This is a genomic window from Devosia sp., assembly GCF_014860165.1.
GTDB lineage: Bacteria > Pseudomonadota > Alphaproteobacteria > Rhizobiales > Devosiaceae > Devosia.
This window is the reverse complement of record NZ_JACZKG010000015.1, coordinates 100,769-122,347: the sequence shown is the minus strand read 5'-3', so window position 1 is coordinate 122,347 and position 21,579 is coordinate 100,769. Positions and strand designations below refer to the sequence as shown.

At 63.4% G+C, this 21,579-nt stretch carries 18 protein-coding genes and 1 tRNA gene; 9 read left to right on the top strand and 10 right to left on the bottom strand.

Features of this window, described 5'->3' with window-relative positions:
• Window positions 1–7: 7 nt before the first annotated feature.
• The 7 genes from IH615_RS04085 to IH615_RS04055 all read right to left on the bottom strand — a co-directional run bounded on the left by IH615_RS04085 (window position 8) and on the right by IH615_RS04055 (window position 6,779).
• Entirely contained in the window at window positions 8–838 is an 831-nt protein-coding gene (locus tag IH615_RS04085; RefSeq protein WP_291360031.1) for a transporter substrate-binding domain-containing protein, read from the bottom strand.
• A 148-nt stretch (window positions 839–986) separates the two neighbouring features.
• Window positions 987–1,886 carry a 4-hydroxy-tetrahydrodipicolinate synthase gene (gene dapA, locus IH615_RS04080; RefSeq protein WP_291360029.1) on the bottom strand — a complete coding sequence of 300 codons (900 nt, stop codon included), beginning with the start codon at window positions 1,884–1,886 and terminating at the stop codon, window positions 987–989.
• 22 nt (window positions 1,887–1,908) lie between these two features.
• Entirely contained in the window at window positions 1,909–2,643 is a 735-nt protein-coding gene (locus IH615_RS04075) for a dihydrodipicolinate reductase C-terminal domain-containing protein (RefSeq protein WP_291360027.1), read from the bottom strand.
• 14 nt (window positions 2,644–2,657) lie between these two features.
• Window positions 2,658–4,055: an aldehyde dehydrogenase family protein gene (locus IH615_RS04070; RefSeq protein WP_291360026.1), complete on the bottom strand. Its 1,398-nt coding sequence runs from the start codon at window positions 4,053–4,055 to the stop codon at window positions 2,658–2,660.
• Between the two features lie 5 nt (window positions 4,056–4,060).
• Complete coding sequence (locus IH615_RS04065) at window positions 4,061–5,380, bottom strand: FAD-dependent oxidoreductase (protein ID WP_291360024.1); 1,320 nt, start codon at window positions 5,378–5,380, stop codon at window positions 4,061–4,063.
• Window positions 5,377–5,634 carry a 2Fe-2S iron-sulfur cluster-binding protein gene (locus IH615_RS04060; protein ID WP_291360022.1) on the bottom strand — a complete coding sequence of 86 codons (258 nt, stop codon included), beginning with the start codon at window positions 5,632–5,634 and terminating at the stop codon, window positions 5,377–5,379. The genes IH615_RS04065 and IH615_RS04060 overlap by 4 nt, the downstream gene beginning before the upstream one ends.
• The gene (locus IH615_RS04055) at window positions 5,631–6,779 is read right to left on the bottom strand and encodes an FAD-binding oxidoreductase (protein WP_291360020.1); all 1,149 of its coding nucleotides are present in this window, start codon (window positions 6,777–6,779) and stop codon (window positions 5,631–5,633) included. Before IH615_RS04055 ends, IH615_RS04060 begins: the two co-directional genes overlap by 4 nt.
• Window positions 6,780–6,991: 212 nt before the next feature.
• Between IH615_RS04055 and IH615_RS04050 the strand changes: the two genes are divergently transcribed.
• The 7 genes from IH615_RS04050 to IH615_RS04020 all read left to right on the top strand — a co-directional run bounded on the left by IH615_RS04050 (window position 6,992) and on the right by IH615_RS04020 (window position 14,960).
• Window positions 6,992–7,891 carry a LysR family transcriptional regulator gene (locus IH615_RS04050; protein ID WP_291360018.1) on the top strand — a complete coding sequence of 300 codons (900 nt, stop codon included), beginning with the start codon at window positions 6,992–6,994 and terminating at the stop codon, window positions 7,889–7,891.
• Window positions 7,892–8,365: 474 nt separating this feature from the next.
• On the top strand, window positions 8,366–9,421 hold the full coding sequence (locus IH615_RS04045; RefSeq protein WP_291360017.1) for a substrate-binding domain-containing protein: 1,056 nt from the start codon (window positions 8,366–8,368) through the stop codon (window positions 9,419–9,421).
• 18 nt (window positions 9,422–9,439) lie between these two features.
• Window positions 9,440–10,705: an ABC transporter substrate-binding protein gene (locus IH615_RS04040; RefSeq protein WP_291360016.1), complete on the top strand. Its 1,266-nt coding sequence runs from the start codon at window positions 9,440–9,442 to the stop codon at window positions 10,703–10,705.
• Between the two features lie 80 nt (window positions 10,706–10,785).
• Window positions 10,786–11,631, top strand: coding sequence for a sugar ABC transporter permease (locus IH615_RS04035; RefSeq protein ID WP_291360015.1), 846 nt, complete (start codon window positions 10,786–10,788; stop codon window positions 11,629–11,631).
• On the top strand, window positions 11,628–12,476 hold the full coding sequence (locus IH615_RS04030) for a carbohydrate ABC transporter permease (protein ID WP_291360014.1): 849 nt from the start codon (window positions 11,628–11,630) through the stop codon (window positions 12,474–12,476). The genes IH615_RS04035 and IH615_RS04030 overlap by 4 nt, the downstream gene beginning before the upstream one ends.
• A gap of 10 nt (window positions 12,477–12,486) precedes the next feature.
• A complete protein-coding gene (locus IH615_RS04025; RefSeq protein WP_291360012.1) occupies window positions 12,487–13,524 on the top strand; it encodes an ABC transporter ATP-binding protein in 1,038 nt (345 codons plus the stop codon).
• 155 nt (window positions 13,525–13,679) lie between these two features.
• The gene (locus IH615_RS04020; RefSeq protein ID WP_291360011.1) at window positions 13,680–14,960 is read left to right on the top strand and encodes a trehalase family glycosidase; all 1,281 of its coding nucleotides are present in this window, start codon (window positions 13,680–13,682) and stop codon (window positions 14,958–14,960) included.
• Between the two features lie 911 nt (window positions 14,961–15,871).
• Here IH615_RS04020 and IH615_RS04015 read toward each other — a convergent pair.
• Window positions 15,872–17,299 carry an aminobutyraldehyde dehydrogenase gene (locus IH615_RS04015; RefSeq protein WP_291360010.1) on the bottom strand — a complete coding sequence of 476 codons (1,428 nt, stop codon included), beginning with the start codon at window positions 17,297–17,299 and terminating at the stop codon, window positions 15,872–15,874.
• Window positions 17,296–18,066 (bottom strand): gamma-glutamyl-gamma-aminobutyrate hydrolase family protein, encoded by a 771-nt coding sequence (locus IH615_RS04010; protein ID WP_291360008.1) that lies wholly within the window; start codon window positions 18,064–18,066, stop codon window positions 17,296–17,298. The genes IH615_RS04015 and IH615_RS04010 overlap by 4 nt, the downstream gene beginning before the upstream one ends.
• Before the next feature lie 100 nt (window positions 18,067–18,166).
• On the opposite strand from IH615_RS04010, the gene IH615_RS04005 reads away from it, so the two are divergent.
• Window positions 18,167–19,531 (top strand): glutamine synthetase family protein, encoded by a 1,365-nt coding sequence (locus IH615_RS04005; protein WP_291360006.1) that lies wholly within the window; start codon window positions 18,167–18,169, stop codon window positions 19,529–19,531.
• Window positions 19,531–20,835 (top strand): FAD-binding oxidoreductase, encoded by a 1,305-nt coding sequence (locus IH615_RS04000; protein WP_291360004.1) that lies wholly within the window; start codon window positions 19,531–19,533, stop codon window positions 20,833–20,835. The genes IH615_RS04005 and IH615_RS04000 overlap by 1 nt, the downstream gene beginning before the upstream one ends.
• Before the next feature lie 515 nt (window positions 20,836–21,350).
• Here the strand turns inward: IH615_RS04000 and IH615_RS03995 are convergent.
• Window positions 21,351–21,441 (bottom strand) — tRNA-Ser (locus IH615_RS03995).
• Window positions 21,442–21,579: the final 138 nt, after the last annotated feature.

The following is a 21,579-nucleotide window of genomic DNA, read 5'->3' as shown; positions in this document are numbered from 1 at the left end:
GGACGGTCTAGCCGCCGAGGTCGAAATTCTCGGGCAGGTCGTCGAGCCCGATCTCGAAGGGCGCGAGGCCATTGATGATCCAGGTCTGGTTGTTGCCGACGCGGCGATTGTAGTCCGCCCAGGCCGAGATGAAGGATTTGAACTGCTCGTCGGCATTGTAGTTGATGCCAATGACCGAGGGCGAGGACAGCACCGGCTCGGGCACATAGACTTGTCCCAGCGCGGCGTTGCGCTTGACCATCACCACCGAGTTCAGGACCGTGTTGACGATGGCATCGGCCTTGCCGCTGGCGACGGCCAGAATGGCCTCGTCACGGGTCTTGAAGCGCAGCACATTGGCCTTGGGCAGGTATTGCTGGGTGATCAGGTCCTGCGCCGACCCCAGGTCCACCGCCAGGGTAATCGAAGGATCGTTCAGCGACGCCCAGGTGGCCGAAGCAAGTTCGGGCTTGGGCGAGACAATGACGAAGCTGTTGTAGTAGGTGGGCGACGAGAAGGCGATCGACAGCGCACGCGCGGGCAGAGCCGTCAGCGCCAGCGCGATATCGGCCTTGCCCGATTGCACATCGAGGATGGAATTGGCCCAGGTGCTTTCGACCACTTCGAGCTCCACGCCCAGCGTGGTGGCGATGTCGCTGGCCATGTCGATGACGAAGCCGCGCCATTCGCCAGTGCGCGGATCCTTGTTGAAGTAGGGATCCTCATTGAGGATTGCGGGAACGCGGAGCACACCGCGCTCCTTGATCTGGTCGATGGTGCTCTGCTGGGCGACGGCCGGTGCGGCCGCGAGCCCCATGGCCACGCTGGCCGCTGCAAGTATCGTAGTCAGTAGTCTCATCATAGTCTCCCTCTGAAAAACTGAACGACGGTGTCTGGGAACGGTCAATCCTGACCAACCTTCCGGTATTCAGAGTGCAGGCGCGCCCGAGCGGCATCAATGCAAACGGACAGCCCGCACTTGTGGCATTTCTTGGAAGAGTCGGCGGTCACTTCTTTGCCCCGGCGAACCGATCCAGCGCGGCAACGAGTGTCGTGCGGCTGGATGGGGTGAGCGGGGCAAGTGGCGCGCGCACGCTGCCGGACATCTGCCCGCGCAGCGCCAGCGCCTCCTTGACGGGCACCGGATTGCCCTCGATGAACAGGGCCTTGGAAAGCGCGAATATCCGATCATGCAGCACCAGGGCCGTCGCATGGTCGCCCCGATGCCAGGCATCCACCAGCGCCACCATGTCCTCGGGCGCATAATTGGAGACCACGCTGGTCACACCCAATGCGCCAACCGACATGAAGGGCAAGGCCAGCGCATCATCGCCCGAATGGAGGATGAAATCGGGACCGCACGCGGCGCGCAATTCGCTGATGCGCTCGGCGCGACCGCCGGCCTCCTTGATGCCGAAGATATGGCTGTGCCGCCGGGCCAGGCTGGCCGCCGTTTCCGGAGCAATCTCGACGCCGCAGCGCCCCGGCACACTATAGAGCATGATGGGGAGGCGCGTGGCCTCGGCTATGGCATCATAGTGGCGCTCCAGGCCGGCCTGGCTGGGGCGATTATAGTATGGCGTGACCACCAGGCACCCATCGGCCCCGGCGGCTTCGCAGGCGCGGGCCGCTGCAATGGCGTGGGATGTGTCGTTTGAGCCGGCGCCGGCAAGCACGAATGCCCTGCCCCGCGCCAGTTTCACGGTCCGCGCGATCAGCCCGGCAGCCTCGTCAGGCGACAGGGTCGCGGCTTCCCCGGTCGTGCCCACCGGCACAAGCCCCTTGATCCCGGCGGCGATCTGCAACTCCACCAAGTGGTCGAAGGCGGCATAGTCGATCCCCTTCTCGTCGAAGGGGGTCACCAGGGCGGTGAAGACGCCGGTGAATGCCGTGCTCAATGTGCTCATGTCTTGGCCTTTGTCGTGAAAATCAGATGTCGAGGGCGTCATAGCGACCGGGGCCGACGCCCGACTCGACCAGTTGGATGGCGGCGGCCAGAGCGCCGCGGGCATAGGCGGCAATCGTCTGCACCGAGAAGGTGAAGCGGACTTCGGAATCCCCCAGGTCGAAGCGCACCTCGTTGATGCCGACGGTATCGCCCGACCGGTGGACGTGGATTTCCGGTTCCGGTGCACTGGCCCCCGCCGCAGCGGCCTGCGCTTCGTGCAGAGCCCGCGCCAGCAGCAGCGAGGTGCCCGAAGGAGCACGCTTCTTGCGGCGGTGATAGGTTTCCTCAATGGCAATCACGGCCCCTGGATGGGCGCCGGCGAACTGCCTGGCCGCACGGGCAAGCGCGGCGAAGCCCAGCGCAAAATTGGCGCCCATCAGGATGGGACGGTAGCGCGAGGCGGTATCGATCTGCGCCAGTTCGTCGCCGGAAAAGCCGGTTGTGCCGATGACGATTGGCACCGAACGCTGCCCGATCATGCGCTGCAGATACAGGCTCCCCGCGGGCGAAGAGAAATCGATGATGGCATCGCAATGCGCATTGATGTCAGCTTCCGCCGGACGGTATTCCACGACGGTGCTGCCGACCTGACGGCCGATCCAGGGCGATCCCGGCGAGACGTGAGCCGCCGCGAGCTCAAGGCCGGGATCGGTCAAGATGGCTTCGACGAGGCGGGTACCGACCCGGCCGGATGCTCCAAATACCGCGATGCGCATCTCAAGTCCTCCCCCTAGTCGATGACAACCTTGGTCTCGCTCATCTCGCGCAGGGCGATGCGGACCCCCTCGCGACCCAGGCCGCTGCCCTTGATGCCGCCGAAGGGGACATGCTCGGCGCGGAAATCGGGCCCCTCATTGATCATCACGCCGCCCACGCGCAGCTCGCGCGAGAAGCGCTTGAGAACGGCGTGGTCATTGCTGAAGACACCCGCCTGCAGGCCAAAGGCGCCGGCGTTGAATTCGGCGATTGCTGCCCCGGCATCATCGAACCGCCGGACCGAAATGACCGGGCCGAAAGTCTCCTGTGCGAAGAGATCGCAATCGGGTGGTACGTCGGCCAGCACTGTCGGGGCCAGCAGGGATCCAGTCCCTGTGCCGCCGACCAATAGGCGCGCGCCCTGCTCCAAGGCCGAACCGACGCGGGCCCGAACCTGGGCGGCAGATTGCGCATCAATCACCGGACCCATCTGGATGGCGGGATCGAGAGGATCGCCGTGGCGCACGGCGCGGGCGGCCTCAACCAGCGCCTCGAGTACCTCATCGTGGATATCGGCATGGAGGTAGAGTTTCTTGACGGCGGCGCAGCTCTGGCCGGCGATTTCGTAGCGCTGGGCAATAGCCGTGCGCACGGCCGCCTGCAGGTCGGCGTCGGGCATGACGAAGAGCGGGTCATTGCCGCCCAGTTCCATGAGGCAGCGGACCAGGCCGGCGGCGTTCTTGAGGGCGAGGCCAGCCGCGGTTCCGCCTGTGAAGCTCAACAGATCGATGGGAGCGCGGGCCAGGGCCAGCGCTTCGGCGGCGCCGCCATGCACCACCTGGAACAGGCCGGCGGGAAAACCCGCCTCCTCGGCCAGCTCGGCCAGGCGCTGGGCAGTGAGAGGGGCTTTGGGCGACGGTTTGGCCACCAAGCCATTGCCGGCGGCAATGGCCGGCCCGAGCTTGTGACACAGCAGATTGAGCGGATAGTTGAAAGGCGTGATGGCGCCGACGACGCCGGCCGGCTCATAGGTAATGACGGCCTGGCGATTGGCGCCGCCGGCCACGATGCCGCAATGCAGCACTTCACCATCGAGGAACGTGGCTGCGTCCCCCGAGAGGCGCAATGTGTTCTGCGCGCGCCTCACCTCGTTGCGCGCTTCAGCGATGGTCTTGCCCACTTCGGCGCAGATGAGCTGAGCCAGCGGTTCTGCCTCGCGGGCAATCGCGGAGGCGAGGGCGTTGAGCAGGTCGCGGCGCTCGGCCGGTGTCGAAAAGGCGAATTCAGCCTGCGCAGTACGGGCCAGGAAAACGGCGTCGACGATGACGGCGGACGAGGTCGCTGAAACCAGCCCCACCAAGCGGCCATCATAGGGCGAGGTGACTTCGATGCGGTCGGAACCGGATTTGACGAGCTGGGACAATGTGGACACGGCGCTCACTCTGACGGATGTGAAGGGGGAAGCGTGACGAAGGCGGCAATGGGAACCGGCTTGACCGGCCAGCGGCTGCCGACGATCTCGGAGGCCTGAGGGGGGCTGCCATCGGCGCGCTGACTGGCCACAAACGAAGCCACCCACTCTGCGCAGAAACGCCCCTGGCAGGCACCCATGCCGAAGCGGCCATTGAGCTTTATTTCGCGCGCCGAGACTGGATCGTCGCCACTGAGCATGGACCGGAGCTGGCCAAGCGTGCGGCCCTCGCAGCGGCAGATAATGGTTTCGTCGGGGAGCTGGGCGGGATCGCGACCCGAATAGTCGAACAGGGTGTTGAGGGCTGCCTGCGCCTGGCGCTCACGCGCCAAAATGGCGGCAGGCACTTTGGTGGCGCGCACGGCCTTGCCAATTTGAGCAAGGACAGCGTGTGCGGCAAGGCGGCCATCGGCAAGGGCGGCAGTACCGCCCAGCACTTCCCGGCAATCGCCGGCGCGGACGATGAAGGGGCCGTGTTGGCCAGCCATCGTGCCATTGCTATTTGGCAGCAGGCCATCATGCAGGGCAACGCGATCGACGAGCATCTGCCGTTCCCGGCCATGCCGATCAAGCGTTGTAACCGAGAGGCGCCCGTCCCTGGGCGCGATGGCGGTGACAAAGGCCCCGCGCCGGGGAAGAATGCCCGACCGCGCCAGGGTCAACAGGTAGCCGGCAGCCTCCCAAAGATAGGCAGGCGCCCGCAGCAGGCTGGCGATGACGGAAACCGACATCAGCCTGGTGCTGCGCTCGAGCACCGCGACTGGTGCATTGCCAAGAGAGGCCATCTGCGCGGCAAGAGCCACCAGCAACGGGCCAGACCCGGCGATCAGCACGTCGCCATCTGGGGCCCTGCCGGTCGACTTCATCATCACCTGCAGACCGCCGACGGTGACCACGCCGGGCAAGTGCCAGCCGGGCACTGGCGCCACCCGTTCAATCGCGCCCATAGCCAAGACCAGCGCCGCGGGGCGCCGGGTGACAAGGCGGCCATGTATGCGATCCTCAAGCAGCACGGCCCCGGTGGCCTCGATGCCGGCAAACATGTGTCGGCAGAGCACCTTCACTGTGCTGGCTGCCAGCTCATCGGACATGGCCTGCCAGCGCTGCTTGTGCGACCGCGGCACGCGGACCGATTGCGTCGGATCGTCCGGCTGCCGGTGGATGGCGCCGCCCAGGCGAGGGCCTTGCTCGCAGAGCGTCACATCGATGCCGGCCCGGGCCAGCTCCAGTGCGGCCGAAACACCGGCAGGGCCGCCACCAATGACGAGCACTTCGGGACTGCTCATGGCGACACCGGTAAAATGCGCTTGACCTGCAGGCCGCCGCGAGCGGGCGTGAGGCAGGCCTCCATGCGCGCACCATCGACTGCGACAAGACAGGCCTGACAGGCGCCGATGCCGCAGAAATAGCGCCCGGTGCAATCACCCTGCCCCGTGCCGATAACGCGTATGCCAGCGCGTTCGAGCGCTGCGGCAATGGTCTCGCGACCGGTGCAGGGGATGCTGACCCCGTCGAAGAGAAAGCTCTGGACGTCGCTCATGCCGCAGCCGCCAAGGTTAGCCCGAACCGGGCAGCGTCGAGGGCGGAAATGTCCTGTTCCGGTGACTCGCCGCAGATCATCTGCTGACACAGGCGTCCGATCATGGGGCCGAGGCAGATGCCATCCCCCTCAAAGCCCGTTGCAATCCAGAGATTTTCAGCGCCACCCACATGACCGACGATGGGCATGCCGTCGCGGGTGGCGGCGCGCAGGCCGGAGAAAACGCGGATGATGCGCAATTGCGCCAGCGAGGGCGACAGCGCCACGGCATCGCGCAGCAGGGTCGCAACGACATCGGCATCGGCCGTTTCCCGGTCGTCACGATCTTCGCGCGAGCCGCCGATCAGAAATTGCCCGGTGCGGAGCGGGTCGATGACCAGCCCCAGTGAGCGCGATGCGACGGCGCTGTCCGCCGGCTGGCTGCCCTTGCTGACGAGATAACGGCAGGACATCAGCGGGCCGGGAAAATGTGGACTGTCCGCGCCGGCGCGGTCGGTAACGATCAGCTGTCCCTTGCGCGGACGGATGAGACCGGACTCAGCGAGGAAGTGCATAGAACCAATACCCGTGGCCAGCAGCACGGCGTCGGCTGGCTCGGTACCCTGCTCCGTCATCACGCCGGTGATGCAGCCATTGCTGGACTCGAAGCCCGAGACGCGGCAGTTGCGCCGGATGGCAAAGCCGCCCAGCTGGCGCAGCCGTTCGACCACCCGGTAGCCGACGGCATGGCCCTCGCGCTGGACTTCTGCCGCGGCGATGGCCGTGGGGGCGGCGGCCCCAATGACTGCCATGAGCGCCGCACCCTTGAGCATGCGGATCGGCACGCCGGCCGCTTCCAGCTCGCCGGCATGGCGTTCGAGCACAGCCAGTTCCTCATGGTCGGACGCCACGACAAAGGTCGAGCGGGGTAGGTATTCATCGACGAGTATGCCGGTGGCGACGAGCTGCTCGTAGAATTTGACTGCCGCTACCGCCAGGGTCATCAGCGGGCCAGGCTTCTTGCTGGCCACCGAGACAGCCCCATCCGCCGAACCTGTGGCCCCCGAGGCAACGACACCAGCATCATAGACGGTCACCTGCCAGCCGGCCCGTGACAGGAAATGGGCTGCCGACATCCCGACAATGCCGGCGCCGACAACGGCCACGGACCTGGGCGATCTGGAAGAAATGCTTGATGGACGGGACATGTCACGAACACGGGATGAAACGGGTCCGGACACAATGGGACGCCCCTGCCGAAAGCGTCGATACAAATGAAGCGGGGGTGAAGCGCAGCATATTTGTAGACCTTTTCGGTCTGCCGTCGCTTGCCCGCCTGTCCGCGGCCTCTATGATCAAGCGCAGGAGCCTTGAGCCCATGGCAGAAATCAACCTTACGCTGATCCAGACCTTCTACCTCGTGGCGAGGCATGGATCCTATTCGGCGGCGTCACGGGAACTGAACCTGAGCTACCAGTCCGCCGCCAACCATGTGCGTCGGCTGGAACAGGTCATGAATGAGCGGCTCGTCGAGTCCGATCAGGGCGCCAAGAAGATCCGGCTGACCCCGCGCGGTGTCGCCCTCTACAACCTGTTGCACCCTGAGCTGGAAATCATGCTGGAGCGGCTGGCACTGGTGGTGACCAGTCAACGCCCGGTGCTGCGCATCGGCCTGCCGCAGGCCATTTTCTACTACCTGATGCCCTCTGTGCTGGCCGCCTTCCATGCCAGGTTTCCCAGCGTCGAGCTGATCGCCTATGAGCGCGACACGTCGCTGGCCGAACTGGTCAAGAACGGGAGCTTGGACGTCTGCATCAATGAGCGGTTCTTCGGCGACCCCGTTGTGCCGCAAAGCCTGCTCGGCACCTATCACCTGAACCTGGTCTATCCCCGTATCTGGGGGCCACCGCCGCGGCCGGTAGACATTCCGGAATGGTCGCGCGGCAGGCCTATGGTGACTTATGAGCCGGGGCAGACGCTGCGCAACATGGCCATGGATTTCCTGGCAAAGGGCGGCGGGCAGACCGAGGCATCGACATCGGCCTCAGGCAGTTCGAGCGTCAAAAAATGCGTGGAAAGCGGCCTGGGCTTTGCCATCATCCCCGCTTGGTGCGTGGAGCCGGAAGACGCCGACCTGGCACAGGTTAAGATCGATGTACTACCGCCGGTAAAGGTCTATTTCGGACAGGCCCTGTTCATGGCCAAGAACGTCTATGTACAGGCACTGCACGAACAGTGCCGCCTCAGCCTGGTGGGTTCAGCGCTCGAGGCGTCCTAGGGGACGGACACGAGACCAGTCATAAGCGCTGAATGACGGGCTAAGGATACTCGCGCTGCCTTGGCTGACGGCATTCAGTGCTGACGTCCTAGTCTGCCCAGGGCGTCTGGCGTCGACGTCGCGCGGTGCATTCCTCCTAGCCCAGAACGCTGCTTGGGTTGTTAACTTAAGGGGCCGCTTGCCAATACCACTGCCTAGTAGCCGTTAGGCCGCTTCCGGCCCCAATCCGGTCATGCCTTGTCCCTCAGGCCCGAGCCTGAAGCCCACATTAGCATTGTTCGTTGCCGACTAACTGCGTCGGCAGCACTTGCGGGATTGGTATGCCAAGACGGAGTCTTTGTACCGTCCTTCATAGCTGGTCTCATGGTGCGAACGCCGGATGCTTGACAGCTCATTTTGAGCATGCGACCAATTTAAAGCGTTTGCAATTTCATAAAAACCGGAATGCAAGCGCTTTAGGGAGGGTTGCAGGCATTGGGCGACAATCGGGCCAAAACTCTGCGAGAGCTGGCCGCAAGGCTTGACCTGTCGATTACGACGGTGTCGCGCGCCTTGGCCGGCCATGAGCAGATCGCCCTTAAAACGCGGCAGCGTGTTTCGCACGCGGCGCGTGAACTCGGTTACGTCCCCAACCGCGCGGCACGCCAGCTGGTCTCGGGACGGAGTGGCTTTGTTGGCCTGCTCATGCCCATTCGGGGGCCGAACTTTGTAGACTCCTATCTTGGCGAATTTATCACTGGCCTTGGTGAGGGGCTGGTGTCCCACGGCTTGGACCTCTTCCTTGCCACCGTGCAGCAGGGACAGAACGAACTCGAGGTCCTGCGCCACGTGGTGGAATCCGGCCGCGCCGACGGCATGGTGGTGCCGCGCATCGCCGAGCAGGACCCTCGACTGGCCTATCTTGCGATGCAGCGGTTTCCATCCGTCTCGCATGGCCGGCTGCGCGAGCCGGCCAATCCGCACAACTGGCTGGATTCGGACGGCGAGGCAGCCTTCGGCGAAGCCTTCGATCTGCTCTACGACCATGGCCATCGTCATATTGGCCTCGTCACGATCTCCGATCGCATGACCTTCCGCCACTACCGAGAGGCCGGGCTCGAAAGCGCGATTGTCCGCAAAGGTGACCCGTCTGTGCGCCTGTCGGTCGAGTCGTTCCCGCGCTTTGACCGACTGGAAAGCGTCGCTGCGATCAACCGTCTGCTGCATCGCCCGGACCGTCCGACGGCCATCATCGGTCTGTTCGACGAAATCGCCATCGCCATCCTCGAGCAGGCGGCCAAGGCCGGTATCAACGTGCCACAGGACCTGTCCGTCATCGGTTTCGACAACATCACGGCGGGTGCTTACGCGCCGCCTGGTCTTACCACTTTCGACGCAAAGATCCGGGCCAGCGCTCGCGACCTTGCGCACATGTTGGTGAAGGTTATCGAAAATCCGGCCGATCAGCCGGCGACGCGCCTGGTGCGGCCGGATCTTGTGCTGCGCGCCAGCCACGGGCCCGCGCCCCGCAGGCCCAAAGTCAACGAATAACCAAAGGGAGGACTAGACGTGAAAAACACGACCAAATGGCTCACCGGAGCAGCATTGTCGCTGACACTCGCAGTGCCCGCCAACGCACAGGTTTTGTTCTGGTCGACGCAGGCCGCGCCGATCGAAGAAACCCAGAGGATGCGCGACAACGTCCTGGCCGGCTTTGAGGGTGGCGTCGATTTCCAACCTCAGGAGGTCGGTCCCTTTATCACCCGTCTCGAGGCAGAGCTGGAAGCGGGATCGGGCCAGATCGGGCTCGTCGGCGCTCTGCATGGCGACCTGTCGACCTATGCCGATAGCTGGGCGGACCTGTCCGGCCTCGACCTGGCGGGCATCACCGTCAGCGACGCCTTTCTTGAACTGGGCAAGCTCGGCACTTCCGAGCAGAAATACCTGCCCTGGATGCAGGCCAATTATGTCATGGCCGCCAACAAGCAGGCCCTCGAATACCTGCCCGAAGGCGCCGATATCAATGCGCTGACCTATGACCAGCTGGTTGATTGGGCCCAGGCCATGGCCGAGGGCACCGGTTCGCCAAAATTCGGCTTCCCGGCCGGACCGCAGGGCCTCAAGCATCGCTTCTTCCAGGGCTTCCTGCTGCCCTCCTATGCCGGCTCGACCGTGACGAAGTTTGCATCGGCGGAAGCCGAGGCCGGCTGGACCATGTTCCAGGAGCTTTGGCAGTATACCAACCCCGCCTCGACCAACTACGCCTTCATGCAGGAGCCCCTGCTGACCGGTGACGTCTGGGTGGCCTTCGACCACATTGCCCGCCTGGCCGATGCCTTCAATCAGCAGCCGGACAATTTCGTCGCCTTCCCGGCGCCCGCCGGCCCGATGGGACGTGGCTTCATGCCGGTGCTCGCCGGTATCGCCATTCCCAAAGGTGCCCCGGACATGGACGCCTCCATGCGTCTTGCCCAGTTCATGATGCAGCCTGAAACCCAGGTCGCGACGCTGCTCGCCACCAATTTCTACCCCACGACCGACGCCGCCTTGCCGACCGACCTGCCGGCCTCCGCACAGGCACTGGGTCCTGCGATCACCGCCATGACTTCGGCGCCCGATGCCCTGCCGGCGCTGTTGCCGGTGGGTCTGGGTGACCTCGGCGGCCAGTTCAACCAGGTCTATACCGATACGTTCGAGCGCATCATCCTGGGCGGCCAGCCCATCCGTGCCGTTCTCGACGAACAGGCCGGTACCCTGCGCAGCCTGATGGAGCAGGCCAATGCGCCATGCTGGCTGCCGGACGCCGCCTCGGAAGGTCCTTGCCCGGTCGACTAAGGCTCCTCCCGGATTTGCCACCCGACGCCATTCGCGGCGCCGGGTGGCTCCCAGCCGCTCCCGTTCGATAGGACACGACCATGACCCCCAAGGCGCTGCCCTACCTGCTCTTGTTGCCGGCGACCGTGTTCCTGCTGGTCTTTTTCGTCTACCCGTTCATCCAGATCGCGCTGCTGGCGGTGACGGGACCGGAAGGCTTCACGCTGCAGCATGTGCAGACCATGGCCTCGCACTGGAAGTTCAACACGGCGCTGGGCTGGACCATATTGCTGGCCGCTGTCGTCGTGCCGATCCAGCTGGTCATGGCGCTCTCCATGGCCTCGATCGTCACCAAGTTGCAGACTGGCCGCAGCGCCATCCTCTATATTTTCTCCATCCCGCTCGGTCTCTCCGACCTTGCAGCGGGCATCGTCTGGCTGGCCATTTTCGAGCAGTCGGGCTTTCTCAATTCAATGCTCTACGGGCTCGGCGTCGTCGAGCAGCCCATCCTGTTCCTGGGCTACCAGAACATCTGGGTCATTTTCCTCGCGGTGGTGCTGGCCGAAGTCTGGCGGGCGACAGCCATTGTCATGGTCATCCTGGTCTCGGGCATGGGCCTGATCCCCAAGGAATATTATGAGGCCGGCGAAGTGTTCGGGGCCAGCGCCTGGCAGCGCTTCATCAAGATCACGCTGCCCATGCTGCGACCCAGCCTGCAATCGGCACTGATCCTGCGCACCCTTGCGGCATTCGAAGTCTTTGCCGTGGTGACCGCTCTTGGCGGCACGACACTGCCGGTCCTGATGGGCGAAACCTTCCAGTGGCAGTTCACCCTGCAGGACCGCAACGTCGCCTCGGCCTATGCGCTGGTCATCCTCGCCATCTCCATCGCCGCCACGCTGTTCTTCCTGCGTGCGCTGCGCGTTCCCAAGGGGGCTACGATATGACCGCCACTGTCGAGAACGATACGCCAAAGGCAGTGGAGACGGCGCGTTCCGCCGGCCGCTTCCTGTTCATCGCCGCCGTGGTGTTGATCTGCGCCTGGGTGCTGGTGCCGATCTACCTGCTGATGGTCAATACGCTCTCTTCGCCCCAGGAGGTCACCGGTTTTCCCAAGACGGGCATACCAAGCTTCGATTTTTCCTCGATCCAGTTCTTCATCTCCTTTGCCGGCGTCGCCAAGGCCCTGTGGAACTCGGTTCTGGTCGCGGTCTTGACCATGATCCTGTCGATCGGCATTGGCGCACCGGCGGGCTATGCGCTGTCGCGCTTCGATTTTCCCGGCAAGGAGGCCTTCCGCATGCTGGTCGTCATGACCCGCGCCTTCCCATTGCCCCTCCTGGCGCTGCCGCTGGCCGTACTGTTCATTCGCACTGGCCTCGACGACACGGCCATCGGTCTCGCCATTGTCCACACCGTGCTGGCAATTCCCTTTGCCGTGCTGATCACCTTCTCGCTGTTCTCCGGCATTCCCCTCGAACTGGAGGAGGCGGCCTGGACCCTCGGCTGCAATCGCTGGCAGGCCTTCCAGAAGGTGGTGCTGCCCCTGGTGCTGCCAGGCATCGCCGCTTCGGCCGTCTTTGCCTTCACCATCTCCTGGAACGAGGTCTTCGCTGCGGCCGTGTTGACCATTGAGAACCGCACGCTGCCGGCCTTCCTGGTGCAGAACCTCAACGTGTCGCCGCTGCATCTCAAATTCGCCGGCGGTGCCGCCATGGTCATTCCCGCCCTGATCTTCATCTTCGCCGTTCGCAAATACCTGTTTGCGATGTGGGGCATCGCGAACCGCTAGGAGAAGTCCAATGGCCGAAATCGTCATCAAGAACGTCGCCAAGAGCTTTGGCAGCTTCCAGGCCCTGCACTCCATCGACCTGACCATTTCCGACCAGGAATTCATGGTGCTGCTGGGTGCGTCCGGCTGTGGCAAGACCACGTTGCTGCGCATTGTCGCCGGCCTCGAAACACCCAGCCAGGGCGAAGTGTGGATCGGTGGTCGGCGCGTCGACAAGCTGCCCCCGCGCGAACGTGGCATTGCCATGGTGTTCCAGAACTATGCGGTGTTTCCGCATCTGACGGTGTTCGAGAACATCGCCTTCGGCCTGCGCATGAAGAAGCTGCCGCAGCAGGAGATAGACCGCCGGGTAAACCGGACGGCCGAACTGATGCATATCGAGCAGCTGCTCAAACGCTATTCCGGGCAGCTGTCAGGCGGTCAGCGCCAACGCGTGGCGGTTGCCAGAGCTCTGGCCATGGAGCCCGACGTGATCCTGATGGACGAACCGCTGTCCAACCTCGATGCACTGTTGCGCCTCGAAATGCGGGCCGAGCTCAAGGGCGTGCTCGACGCCAGCAAGACGACGACCATCTACGTCACGCACGATCAGGTGGAGGCCATGAGCCTGGCCGACCGCATATCGGTGATGAATGGTGGCAAGATCGTACAGGCGGCAAGCCCGGTGGAAGTCTATCGCAACCCGGCCGCTCGCTTTGTCGGGAGCTTTATCGGCAATCCGCCGATGAACTTCCTGCCGGCCAGGCGAGGCAGCAATGGCCAATGGCAGGTTGCCGGGCTGGAAGTTGCTGGCCCCGCTTCAGGCGACGCGCTCGAATTTGCCATCCGACCGGAAGACCTGACGGTTTCTCCAGACGGTTTTGCCGCCGTCGTGCGCGTCGTCGAGCCACTCGGTGCGCACACGCTGGTCACGGCAGAAGTCGGTGGCAAGCCGTTCCGTGCCGTGCTCGACAGCGACCTTGCGGTATCACCTGGCGACGAATTGCGGCTGAGCCCCAAGCCAGATCGCGTGCGCTGGTTCGACCCGGAATCTACGAAGGCCGTCTGACATGTCATCGGCGCCTTCGATCGCGGACACTGCGACTGCCATTCTCCGCAGCAACGGCCGCGGGCACTTCACCGTCCCAACGCGGCCGGGCATGGCGTCATCGCCGACGCCTTTGCCGACTCGACTGTCTTGAACTGAATTTACTGGAAACGACCATGACCCCTGAGGACAAATCCCGAATATTCAACCTCGCCATCGAGGTGCTCAAGGAAAACGACAGAGGCGCTTATACGGTGCCGACCAAGGGTCTCTACCCGTTTCAGTGGAACTGGGACTCGTGCTTCACCGCGCTGGGGCAGGCTCACTTCGATGAAGACCGCGCCTGGACCGAGATGGAGACGTTGTTCGAGCATCAGTGGCCCGACGGAATGGTGCCGCACATCATTTTCCACGTTCACGACGATGGGTATTTCCCGGGACCTGATGTGTGGGGAACCGGGCGTGCGACGCCAACCTCCGGCATCACGCAGCCGCCTATAGCAGGCTTCGCATTGCGCCAGCTGTTTGAGCGCAGTGCGGATCGCACGGCCGCTGAACGACGTGCCCGCGCGCTTTTGCCCAAAATCGAAAAGTGGTTTGCCTGGTTCTACGCCAACCGCGATCCGCAAGGGCAAGGCCTCGTCGCCATCCTGCATCCCTGGGAAGCGGGCCGCGACAACTCGATCGACTGGGATGAGGCATTCGACCGCGTGCCTACCGAGGGGATCGCGCCCTATACCCGCCGCGACACCCAGCACGCTGATCCCGCGCACCGCCCGACCAAGGCGCAGTATGACCGCTACCTCTGGCTCGTTGAGCACTTCCGGGGCCTAGGATGGGATAATGCGAGACTCCACGACGCATCGCCATTCCAGGTCGTCGATCCGGGGTTCAACGCCATCCTGATCCGGGGTTGCCAGGATCTGGCAGTGGTGGCCGAGGCGCTGGGCAACGCCGATACGGCCGCCCGAAACCGTAACCGTGCGGCACGCGGCCTGGCAGCGCTCGAAAACTTGTGGAGTGATCGGCACGGCCAGTATCTTTGCCTGGATCGTATCACCGGGACGCTTATCGACAGCCCGTCTATCGGCGGGCTTATCCCCGTGTTCGCCGCAATTCCGAAATCGCGCGCAGCCGCCATTGGGCAGGTCATCCAGCAACAGGCAACCAGACTGAAATACATCATTGCCAGCCATGACCCGGACGATCCTCGTTTCGAGGCCAAGCGCTATTGGCGGGGGCCGGTCTGGCTGGTGGTGAACTACCTTATCGTCGATGGCCTGCTTGCGGCCGGTGAGACGGAGGTTGCGGCTCGGGTCCTGAGATCCAGCCTCGATCTCATCGAACAGTCTGGCTTTGCGGAATATTATGATCCGCTGACGGGAGCGCCGTGCGGCGGCGGACGTTTCACCTGGACCGCAGCAATGGTGCTGGAATTCCTCGACATCGCAGCATGAAATGAGGCAACCCGATCGCGCCCTTGTTCTTACCGGGCTCAGCACCCTCGAATTCGAGAGGCGGCGCGAGCGTCCGCTACGGACAGACCTTTCGCCGAAAGCGGTCAGTCCGCTTCCAGCCCCTACCCTGCCTGTCGGCTTCGCGCCCCATTCTTGCCGTTCTGGCTGCCCGTTCGAGTGCCTGAAAGCGGTCGGTCCGGTCGGGGCCTCACAGTGTCAAATAGGTGGTGGGTTGCGGTTAGTCCGCTATTGGGACGAGTCTGTTGGAAAGCAGAAACTTTCTGACTCTCCGGAAAATCCGTCATCTCTGGCGAGGCGGTGAAATATGCGGTTGTTCGGCACCCTGCATTGCTACCCGGCGTGAATCGAAACGCCGAGCCGACAAATAGCGCATCCTTACTCCCCATTAACGGTTGACCTCCTGAAGCATCGCCCCTGCGGTGCCAAAGTAGGAGAACGAAGATGGCAGGCCAGCAAGGCGGCACCGGCATCCACCGAGCTCAATGACGAAAAGGTCCGGAAAGAAGACATCCTCAGCAACCGGGACAAGGCGATGCGCCGCCCTGAGCAGAGCTTCCTGATGGCGGTGGCTGTTGCTGCATGGGCTTGCCACTTGAATTGGTCATCATCGCTGCGGCTGTACCGTCGATCCTCTTTTTTTGGCCACTCTGAATATGGGCAGCCGGCGAAGGGACCAACACAGATGTGCGTGCTTCTACCGATATCGCCAGGCTGACTCGACCTCCCGCGTTACGCAAATGGCGAGGTCTCCAGCGGTCAGTTGGAACTGTACTACTGGGTGTTCGCCTGATTAGGTGCACCCCATCCCTTCGGCTAGCTGGATCCGAACCGGTTTCAATACGACGCATGTTGAAGCGACGGCCGCGCCACTGGTGACTACTGCATCAAGCCTAGCCGATCATGAGGTGGCGGATCTGGGTGTAGTCGATCAGCGATTGCATGGACAAATCGGACCCGTAGCCTGAGTTTTTCGTGCCGCCGTGGGGCATCTCGGTCGCCATGACCCCGTGCGTATTGATCCAGGTGACGCCATATTCAAGTGCGTTGGCGATGGCCATGGCCTGCTCGATCTGGCGAGTCCACACGGAAGATCCCAGCCCGTATTCCGAGGCATTGGCCCAGCCTATTGCCGTCTGGACGTCGTCGAACGGGGTGATGCTGAGCACAGGTCCGAACACTTCCTTCTGAACGATCTCCGCGTCGATCGGAGCTGTTACCAGGGTGGGGGAGAAGTAATAGCCCTCCGGCCCGGCCGCCGCTCCCTGCATCACGTCACAACCGCTGGCGCGGGCTCGCGATACAAAGCCATCGACCCGTTCAAGCTGACGTGCACTGATGACGGGACCGAATTCCACGTTATCCCGCTCGGGATGCCCATAGATCAGCGTACCGATCATGGCCTGCAACTTGTCGGTGAGGGCCTGGATAACGCTGGCATGGGCAAAGATGCGGCAGGCGGCCGTACAGTCCTGCCCGGCATTGTAGAAGCTGGCCTCGCGCAGGGTCTCGACCAGCTTGTCGAGATCGGCGTCCTCGCACACGATCACCGGCGCCTTGCCGCCCAGCTCGAGATGGGTGCGCTTGATCATCGGCCCGGCCGCGGCCTGCAATACGGCTCTGCCGGTTCGCACATCGCCGGTCAATGAAATCATCCGTACCAGGTCGTGAGAAATCAGGGCCTGGCCGACATCGGGTCCATTGCCGCACACCACGTTCACCACTCCGGCCGGCAGAATTTCGGCAAAAACCTCGCTCAGAGACAGGAGACTGAGAGGCGTCAGCTCGGACGGCTTGATCACCACGGCATTGCCCGCCGCAATGGCCGGGGCGATCTTCCAGGCCGCCATCAGCAGCGGGTAGTTCCACGGTGCAATCTGGGCAATGACGCCGATGGGATCACGGCGGACCAGACTGGTATGGGTCGAGGATCGGTAGTTGCCCGCGGCCGGGGCCGGCAGGTTGCGCACCGCCGTGCCAAAATAGCGGAACACATCGGCCACATTGGCCAGTTCCCCGCCCTTGACGAAGCGCAGCGGCTTGCCCGCATTGCGCGATTCAACCTCAGCGAGTGTATCGGCCCGCGCCTCTATGGCCGCCGCAATGGCAAACAGTGCCGCGCTGCGGTCGCGCGGGGGCCTGCGTGACCAGTCCTTGTAGGCGCCATTGGCGGCCTGCACCGCCATGTCCACCTGGCCTATGCTGGCCGAAGCGACCTCAGCCAGCGGTCTGCCTAGGGCCGGCTCATGGGCGGTTTCCACTTGTCCCTCGCCGGCCACGAATTCGCCCTTGATGAACAGACGGGTTCCGTACTCGCTCATGCAGTCATCTCCGATCCGGGGGCGGGCATGTATCGCGACCGCGCTGCTTCACCCAGATAATGCCAAAACGCCATGTCGTGCGGCCTGCCCTTTGGCCGCCACTCCGGATGCCATTGCACCGCAAAGACCGGCGCCGCGGTATTGCTGGCCGAGATTGCCTCGATGACCCCATCCGGTCCGGTGGCATTGACCACCAAGCCATCGGCCAGACGATCGATGGCCTGAAAATGCACGCTGTTGACAGCAAGCCGTGCACTCTTGGCGTAACGGTGCAGCGTGCCATTGGCCAGAATGGTCACCTCATGGCCAAAGGCAAACATGTCTTCAAGCGAAACGCCCGACGGCGCATGATGTGACTCGGCGAGACCACCGTCGCGCAGATCGCGCAGCGTGCCGCCCAGCGCCACATTGATCTCCTGCAGGCCCCGGCAAATGCCGAAGACTGGTTTTGCCGCGGTGATCGCGGCATGGATCAGCGCCTGGCTCAAGCCGTCGCGTCCTTCGTCGATCGGCGCCTGGCCGGATAGATTGGAGCCATAGTGGCGCGGCGCCATGTTGGAATTGCTGCCTGTCAGCACCACCGCATCCAGCCGCGCCACGATATCGGCAACGTTCGACTCGGGCTGGTTCGAGGGGACGATGAGTGGAACAGCCCGCGCGAACTGTTCAATAGAATCGAGATAGCGGTGCTTGACCGCCTGGGCCGGCTCACCTTCCACCTCGCGACCACACGCGATGACCCCGACGACCGGCCGATGCTGAAGCATAAGCGCACCTGATTTCCGCGACCTGGCCGCGCCATCTCCCTTAAGAGAGCGGCACCTGCTAGGTTGACGATATGACATACAAGAAGGGCGCCGGACAGGCATGAGTTCCGCAACGAACGCAAACGAAGACATTGTCACCTGGCTGGCGTCCAATCCTCAGATCGAAGTTCTGCACACCGCCGTATGCGACCTCAACGGCATTATGCGCGGCAAGCGCATTCCCATAGACCAAGCCAGGCGGGTCGCCGAGAGCGGCATTCGCATGCCACTGTCCATCGTCGGCGTAGACGTGTGGGGTGAGGATATCATGGGCAATCCGCTGGTGTTTTCCAGCGGTGACACCGACGGCATCTGCAGCCCCACCGGTCGCGGCGCGCTGCCCATTAACTGGACCACGCGCCCCAGCGCCATGATCCCGCTCTGGCTGTTTCAGGATGCGCGAACCCCCTTTCTGGGCGATCCACGCCAGGCTCTCGCCCACGTGCTGCGGCGTTACGCCGAGCATGGCCTGACGCCTGTCGTCGCCACCGAACTGGAATTCTACCTGGTCGATCCCGAGGCCGATTCGGCCCGGCCGCCCATTTCGCCATACACCGGCAAGCGCCTGGACTCCGACGCCATCCTGTCGCTGGACGAGCTGGAGGATTTCGGTGAATTCTTCCGCGACGTCTATCTGCAATGCGAACAGCAGAACGTGCCGGCCGACACCGCAGTCGCCGAGAACGGCATAGGCCAGTTCGAGATCAATCTGCTCCATACCTCCGACGGCCTCAAGGCCGCTGACGATGCCGTGCTGTTCAAGCGCATCGTCAAAGGCGTGGCTCGCAAGCACAATCTGGTCGCCACCTTCATGGCCAAGCCCTATGGCGCCCGTTCAGGCAACGGCTTCCACGTGCATTTCAGCCTCAACGACGCCGCAGGCAACAATGTCTTTGACGATGGCACCGAGACCGGTTCGGACGTGATGCTGCACGCCGTGGGTGGGCTCCTCTCGGGCATGGCAGAGACCACGCTGCTCTTTGCTCCCCACTTCAATTCCTATCGGCGCCTGCGCCCCGATACCCATGCGCCGAGCGCCGTCTCCTGGGGCTACGAAAACCGAACCACTGCGGTGCGCATTCCGGGTGGCAGCCACAAGGCCCGCCGCATCGAGCATCGCGTCGCCGGGGCAGACGCTAATCCTTATCTGGTACTGGCCGGCATTCTGGGTGCTGCGCTTGTGGGCATCGAGGATCAGGCCAAGCCGCCCCGGCCATTCAAGGGCCGCGCCTATTCCGAGCGCCTGCCCAAGCTGCCGGCCGACTGGGCTTCAGCGGTCAACGCGTTCGAAGATGGCGGCATGGTCCCCCGTATTTTCGATCCGACCCTCCAGTCGATGTTCGTCGCGTGCAAGCGGCAGGAAATTGCCGGCTTCGCCACCCAGGTTACAGATCTGGAATTCAGCGCCTATCTGGAGGTTGTGTGATGGCTGCGCTGTCCTACGCGGGCGATGGATCCTATCCCCCCAGCTACTACGCTGCCTCGCGCAACATCACCCGCCAGCCCCAAAAGCTTGAAGGCGAAGTGGAAGGCGATATCTGCGTTGTCGGCGCTGGCTATTCCGGCCTGTCTGCTGCCCTGCACCTGGCCGAGCACGGCTTCAATGTCGTCGTCGTGGAGGGCGCCACCGTCGGCTGGGGCGCCTCGGGCCGCAATGGCGGCCAGGTGGTCAACGGTCTCAATGCCAGCCTCGACACCATCACCCGCCGCTACGGAGAGCAGACCGCCCGTTTCGTCGGTGGCATGCTCCAGGAAGGCGCCGGCATCATCTACGACTGGGTCGAGCGCTACGCCATTGATTGCGATCTCAGGCGCGGCAACATCTATGCCGCTTACACGCCCAAGCATATGGAAGAGCTCAAGGCCAAGCAGGTCCTTTGGCGCCAGCATGGCATGGACGACCACGAACTGCTCGACAGGGAAGCCATCCGCCGGCATATCGGCAGCGATGTCTTCGAAGGCGGCATGATCGATCATTCGGGTGGCCACATGCACCCGCTCAACCTGGCGCTGGGCGAGGCGGCCGCTCTCGAAAGCCTGGGGGGGACTATTTTCGAGCATTCGCCGGTAACAAAAGTCCAGCAGGACTCGACCGGGGCCTCAGTTCTCACCCAAGGCGGCAAGGTGAGTGCCAAGGCGGTCCTGGTCTGCGGCAACGCCTATCTCGGCCATGTCGTGCCCGAACTGACCGCCCGCGTCATGCCCGTTTCCACCCAGATGATGGCCACGGAGCCGCTCGGGCCCGATCGCGCCAATGCCCTCCTGCCCACGGGCATGTGCGTGGAAGACGTGCGCTACATCCTCGACTATTTCCGCCTCAGCGCCGATCACCGGCTGATCTTCGGTGGCGGCGTTGTCTATGGCGGCACCGATCCGGCCGACGTCGTCGGCAAGCTGCGCCCGAACATGGACAGAGTCTTTCCCCAACTCAAGGATGTGCGCATCGACTATGCTTGGAGCGGAAATTTTGCCCTCTCCTTCTCCCGCGTCCCGCAGTTGGGCCGGCTGGGCAACAGAGTTTATTTTGCTCACGGCTATTCCGGCCATGGCATCACCGGCTCGCATCTGTTCGGCCGCATCCTTTCAGAGGCCGTACGCGGCGACCTGACCCGCTTCGACACTTTCGCCGCCCTCCCGTGGGTACCCTTTCCCGGCGGGCGCATGTTCCGAGCCCAATACTCCACCCTGGGCTCATGGTGGTACGCACTCAGGGATCGCCTCGGCATGTAAGAAAAGGTGCGACGCGGTTGTCTGTTTGAAGATCCCTAAAGGGCAGCTTACCGAGCCAGCGCTCCAGAAACCGACCGTCCGTTTGCGGCCCCTTTGCAGCCATTAAGCAGGAACCTGGCAACTGCAAGAATGGGGCCGGCATCACGCCGGCGACGCTGAGCGGAGGACATCATCGGTCCGGTTTGGTCTTGCCGAGTTTTTTCGCGCGGGCGATCTGAGAGCTGATCGCCATCCTCGGACAGGCCTCATCCGGCCGGATCATTCAGCGCATGATGCTCTTCGAGATCGTGACACCGAGAGCGTCCAGGTGGCGGGACACCGGCGACGGTAAATATCCCGCTTCGACTGTGATCGGCGAGTCGCGCATCTGTTATCGAGACCAACTCAGTGCAATAGGAGGTCGGAACATGTCACGGAGGCGAGGGCACGCCCACTTATGGGTGCACACAATAACGCACACCCAACGCAACCGATGTCAGATAACCTAGTATCTCTGGGGACTTAGAAGGAAGTAGTGGCGGAGAGGATGGGATTCGAACCCACGAGACCCTTTTGAGATCTGCGCCCTTAGCAGGGGCGTGCCTTCGGCCACTCGGCCACCTCTCCGTCAAGGGGCTGGATAGCGGGCGGGGTGAGGCATGGCAAGCGGTTTTTGGCCGAGACCGTGGCAGGGCCAGATTGTTGCGGTATTTGCTTTATGGTCGCCACGAATGGCGGCTAGATCGTTCCGCAAGTCGAATCACG

What these genes read in the sequence shown, in the direction of transcription:
- IH615_RS04085 (WP_291360031.1), bottom strand. Translation starts at nt 838, where the DNA reads ATGAGACTACTGACTACGATACTTGCAGCGGCCAGCGTGGCCATGGGG.
- dapA (WP_291360029.1), bottom strand. Translation starts at nt 1,886, where the DNA reads ATGAGCACATTGAGCACGGCATTCACCGGCGTCTTCACCGCCCTGGTG.
- IH615_RS04075 (WP_291360027.1), bottom strand. Translation starts at nt 2,643, where the DNA reads ATGCGCATCGCGGTATTTGGAGCATCCGGCCGGGTCGGTACCCGCCTC.
- IH615_RS04065 (WP_291360024.1), bottom strand. Translation starts at nt 5,380, where the DNA reads ATGAGCAGTCCCGAAGTGCTCGTCATTGGTGGCGGCCCTGCCGGTGTT.
- IH615_RS04060 (WP_291360022.1), bottom strand. Translation starts at nt 5,634, where the DNA reads ATGAGCGACGTCCAGAGCTTTCTCTTCGACGGGGTCAGCATCCCCTGC.
- IH615_RS04050 (WP_291360018.1), top strand. Translation starts at nt 6,992, where the DNA reads ATGGCAGAAATCAACCTTACGCTGATCCAGACCTTCTACCTCGTGGCG.
- IH615_RS04035 (WP_291360015.1), top strand. Translation starts at nt 10,786, where the DNA reads ATGACCCCCAAGGCGCTGCCCTACCTGCTCTTGTTGCCGGCGACCGTG.
- IH615_RS04030 (WP_291360014.1), top strand. Translation starts at nt 11,628, where the DNA reads ATGACCGCCACTGTCGAGAACGATACGCCAAAGGCAGTGGAGACGGCG.
- IH615_RS04025 (WP_291360012.1), top strand. Translation starts at nt 12,487, where the DNA reads ATGGCCGAAATCGTCATCAAGAACGTCGCCAAGAGCTTTGGCAGCTTC.
- IH615_RS04020 (WP_291360011.1), top strand. Translation starts at nt 13,680, where the DNA reads ATGACCCCTGAGGACAAATCCCGAATATTCAACCTCGCCATCGAGGTG.
- IH615_RS04015 (WP_291360010.1), bottom strand. Translation starts at nt 17,299, where the DNA reads ATGAGCGAGTACGGAACCCGTCTGTTCATCAAGGGCGAATTCGTGGCC.
- IH615_RS04010 (WP_291360008.1), bottom strand. Translation starts at nt 18,066, where the DNA reads ATGCTTCAGCATCGGCCGGTCGTCGGGGTCATCGCGTGTGGTCGCGAG.
- IH615_RS04005 (WP_291360006.1), top strand. Translation starts at nt 18,167, where the DNA reads ATGAGTTCCGCAACGAACGCAAACGAAGACATTGTCACCTGGCTGGCG.
- IH615_RS04000 (WP_291360004.1), top strand. Translation starts at nt 19,531, where the DNA reads ATGGCTGCGCTGTCCTACGCGGGCGATGGATCCTATCCCCCCAGCTAC.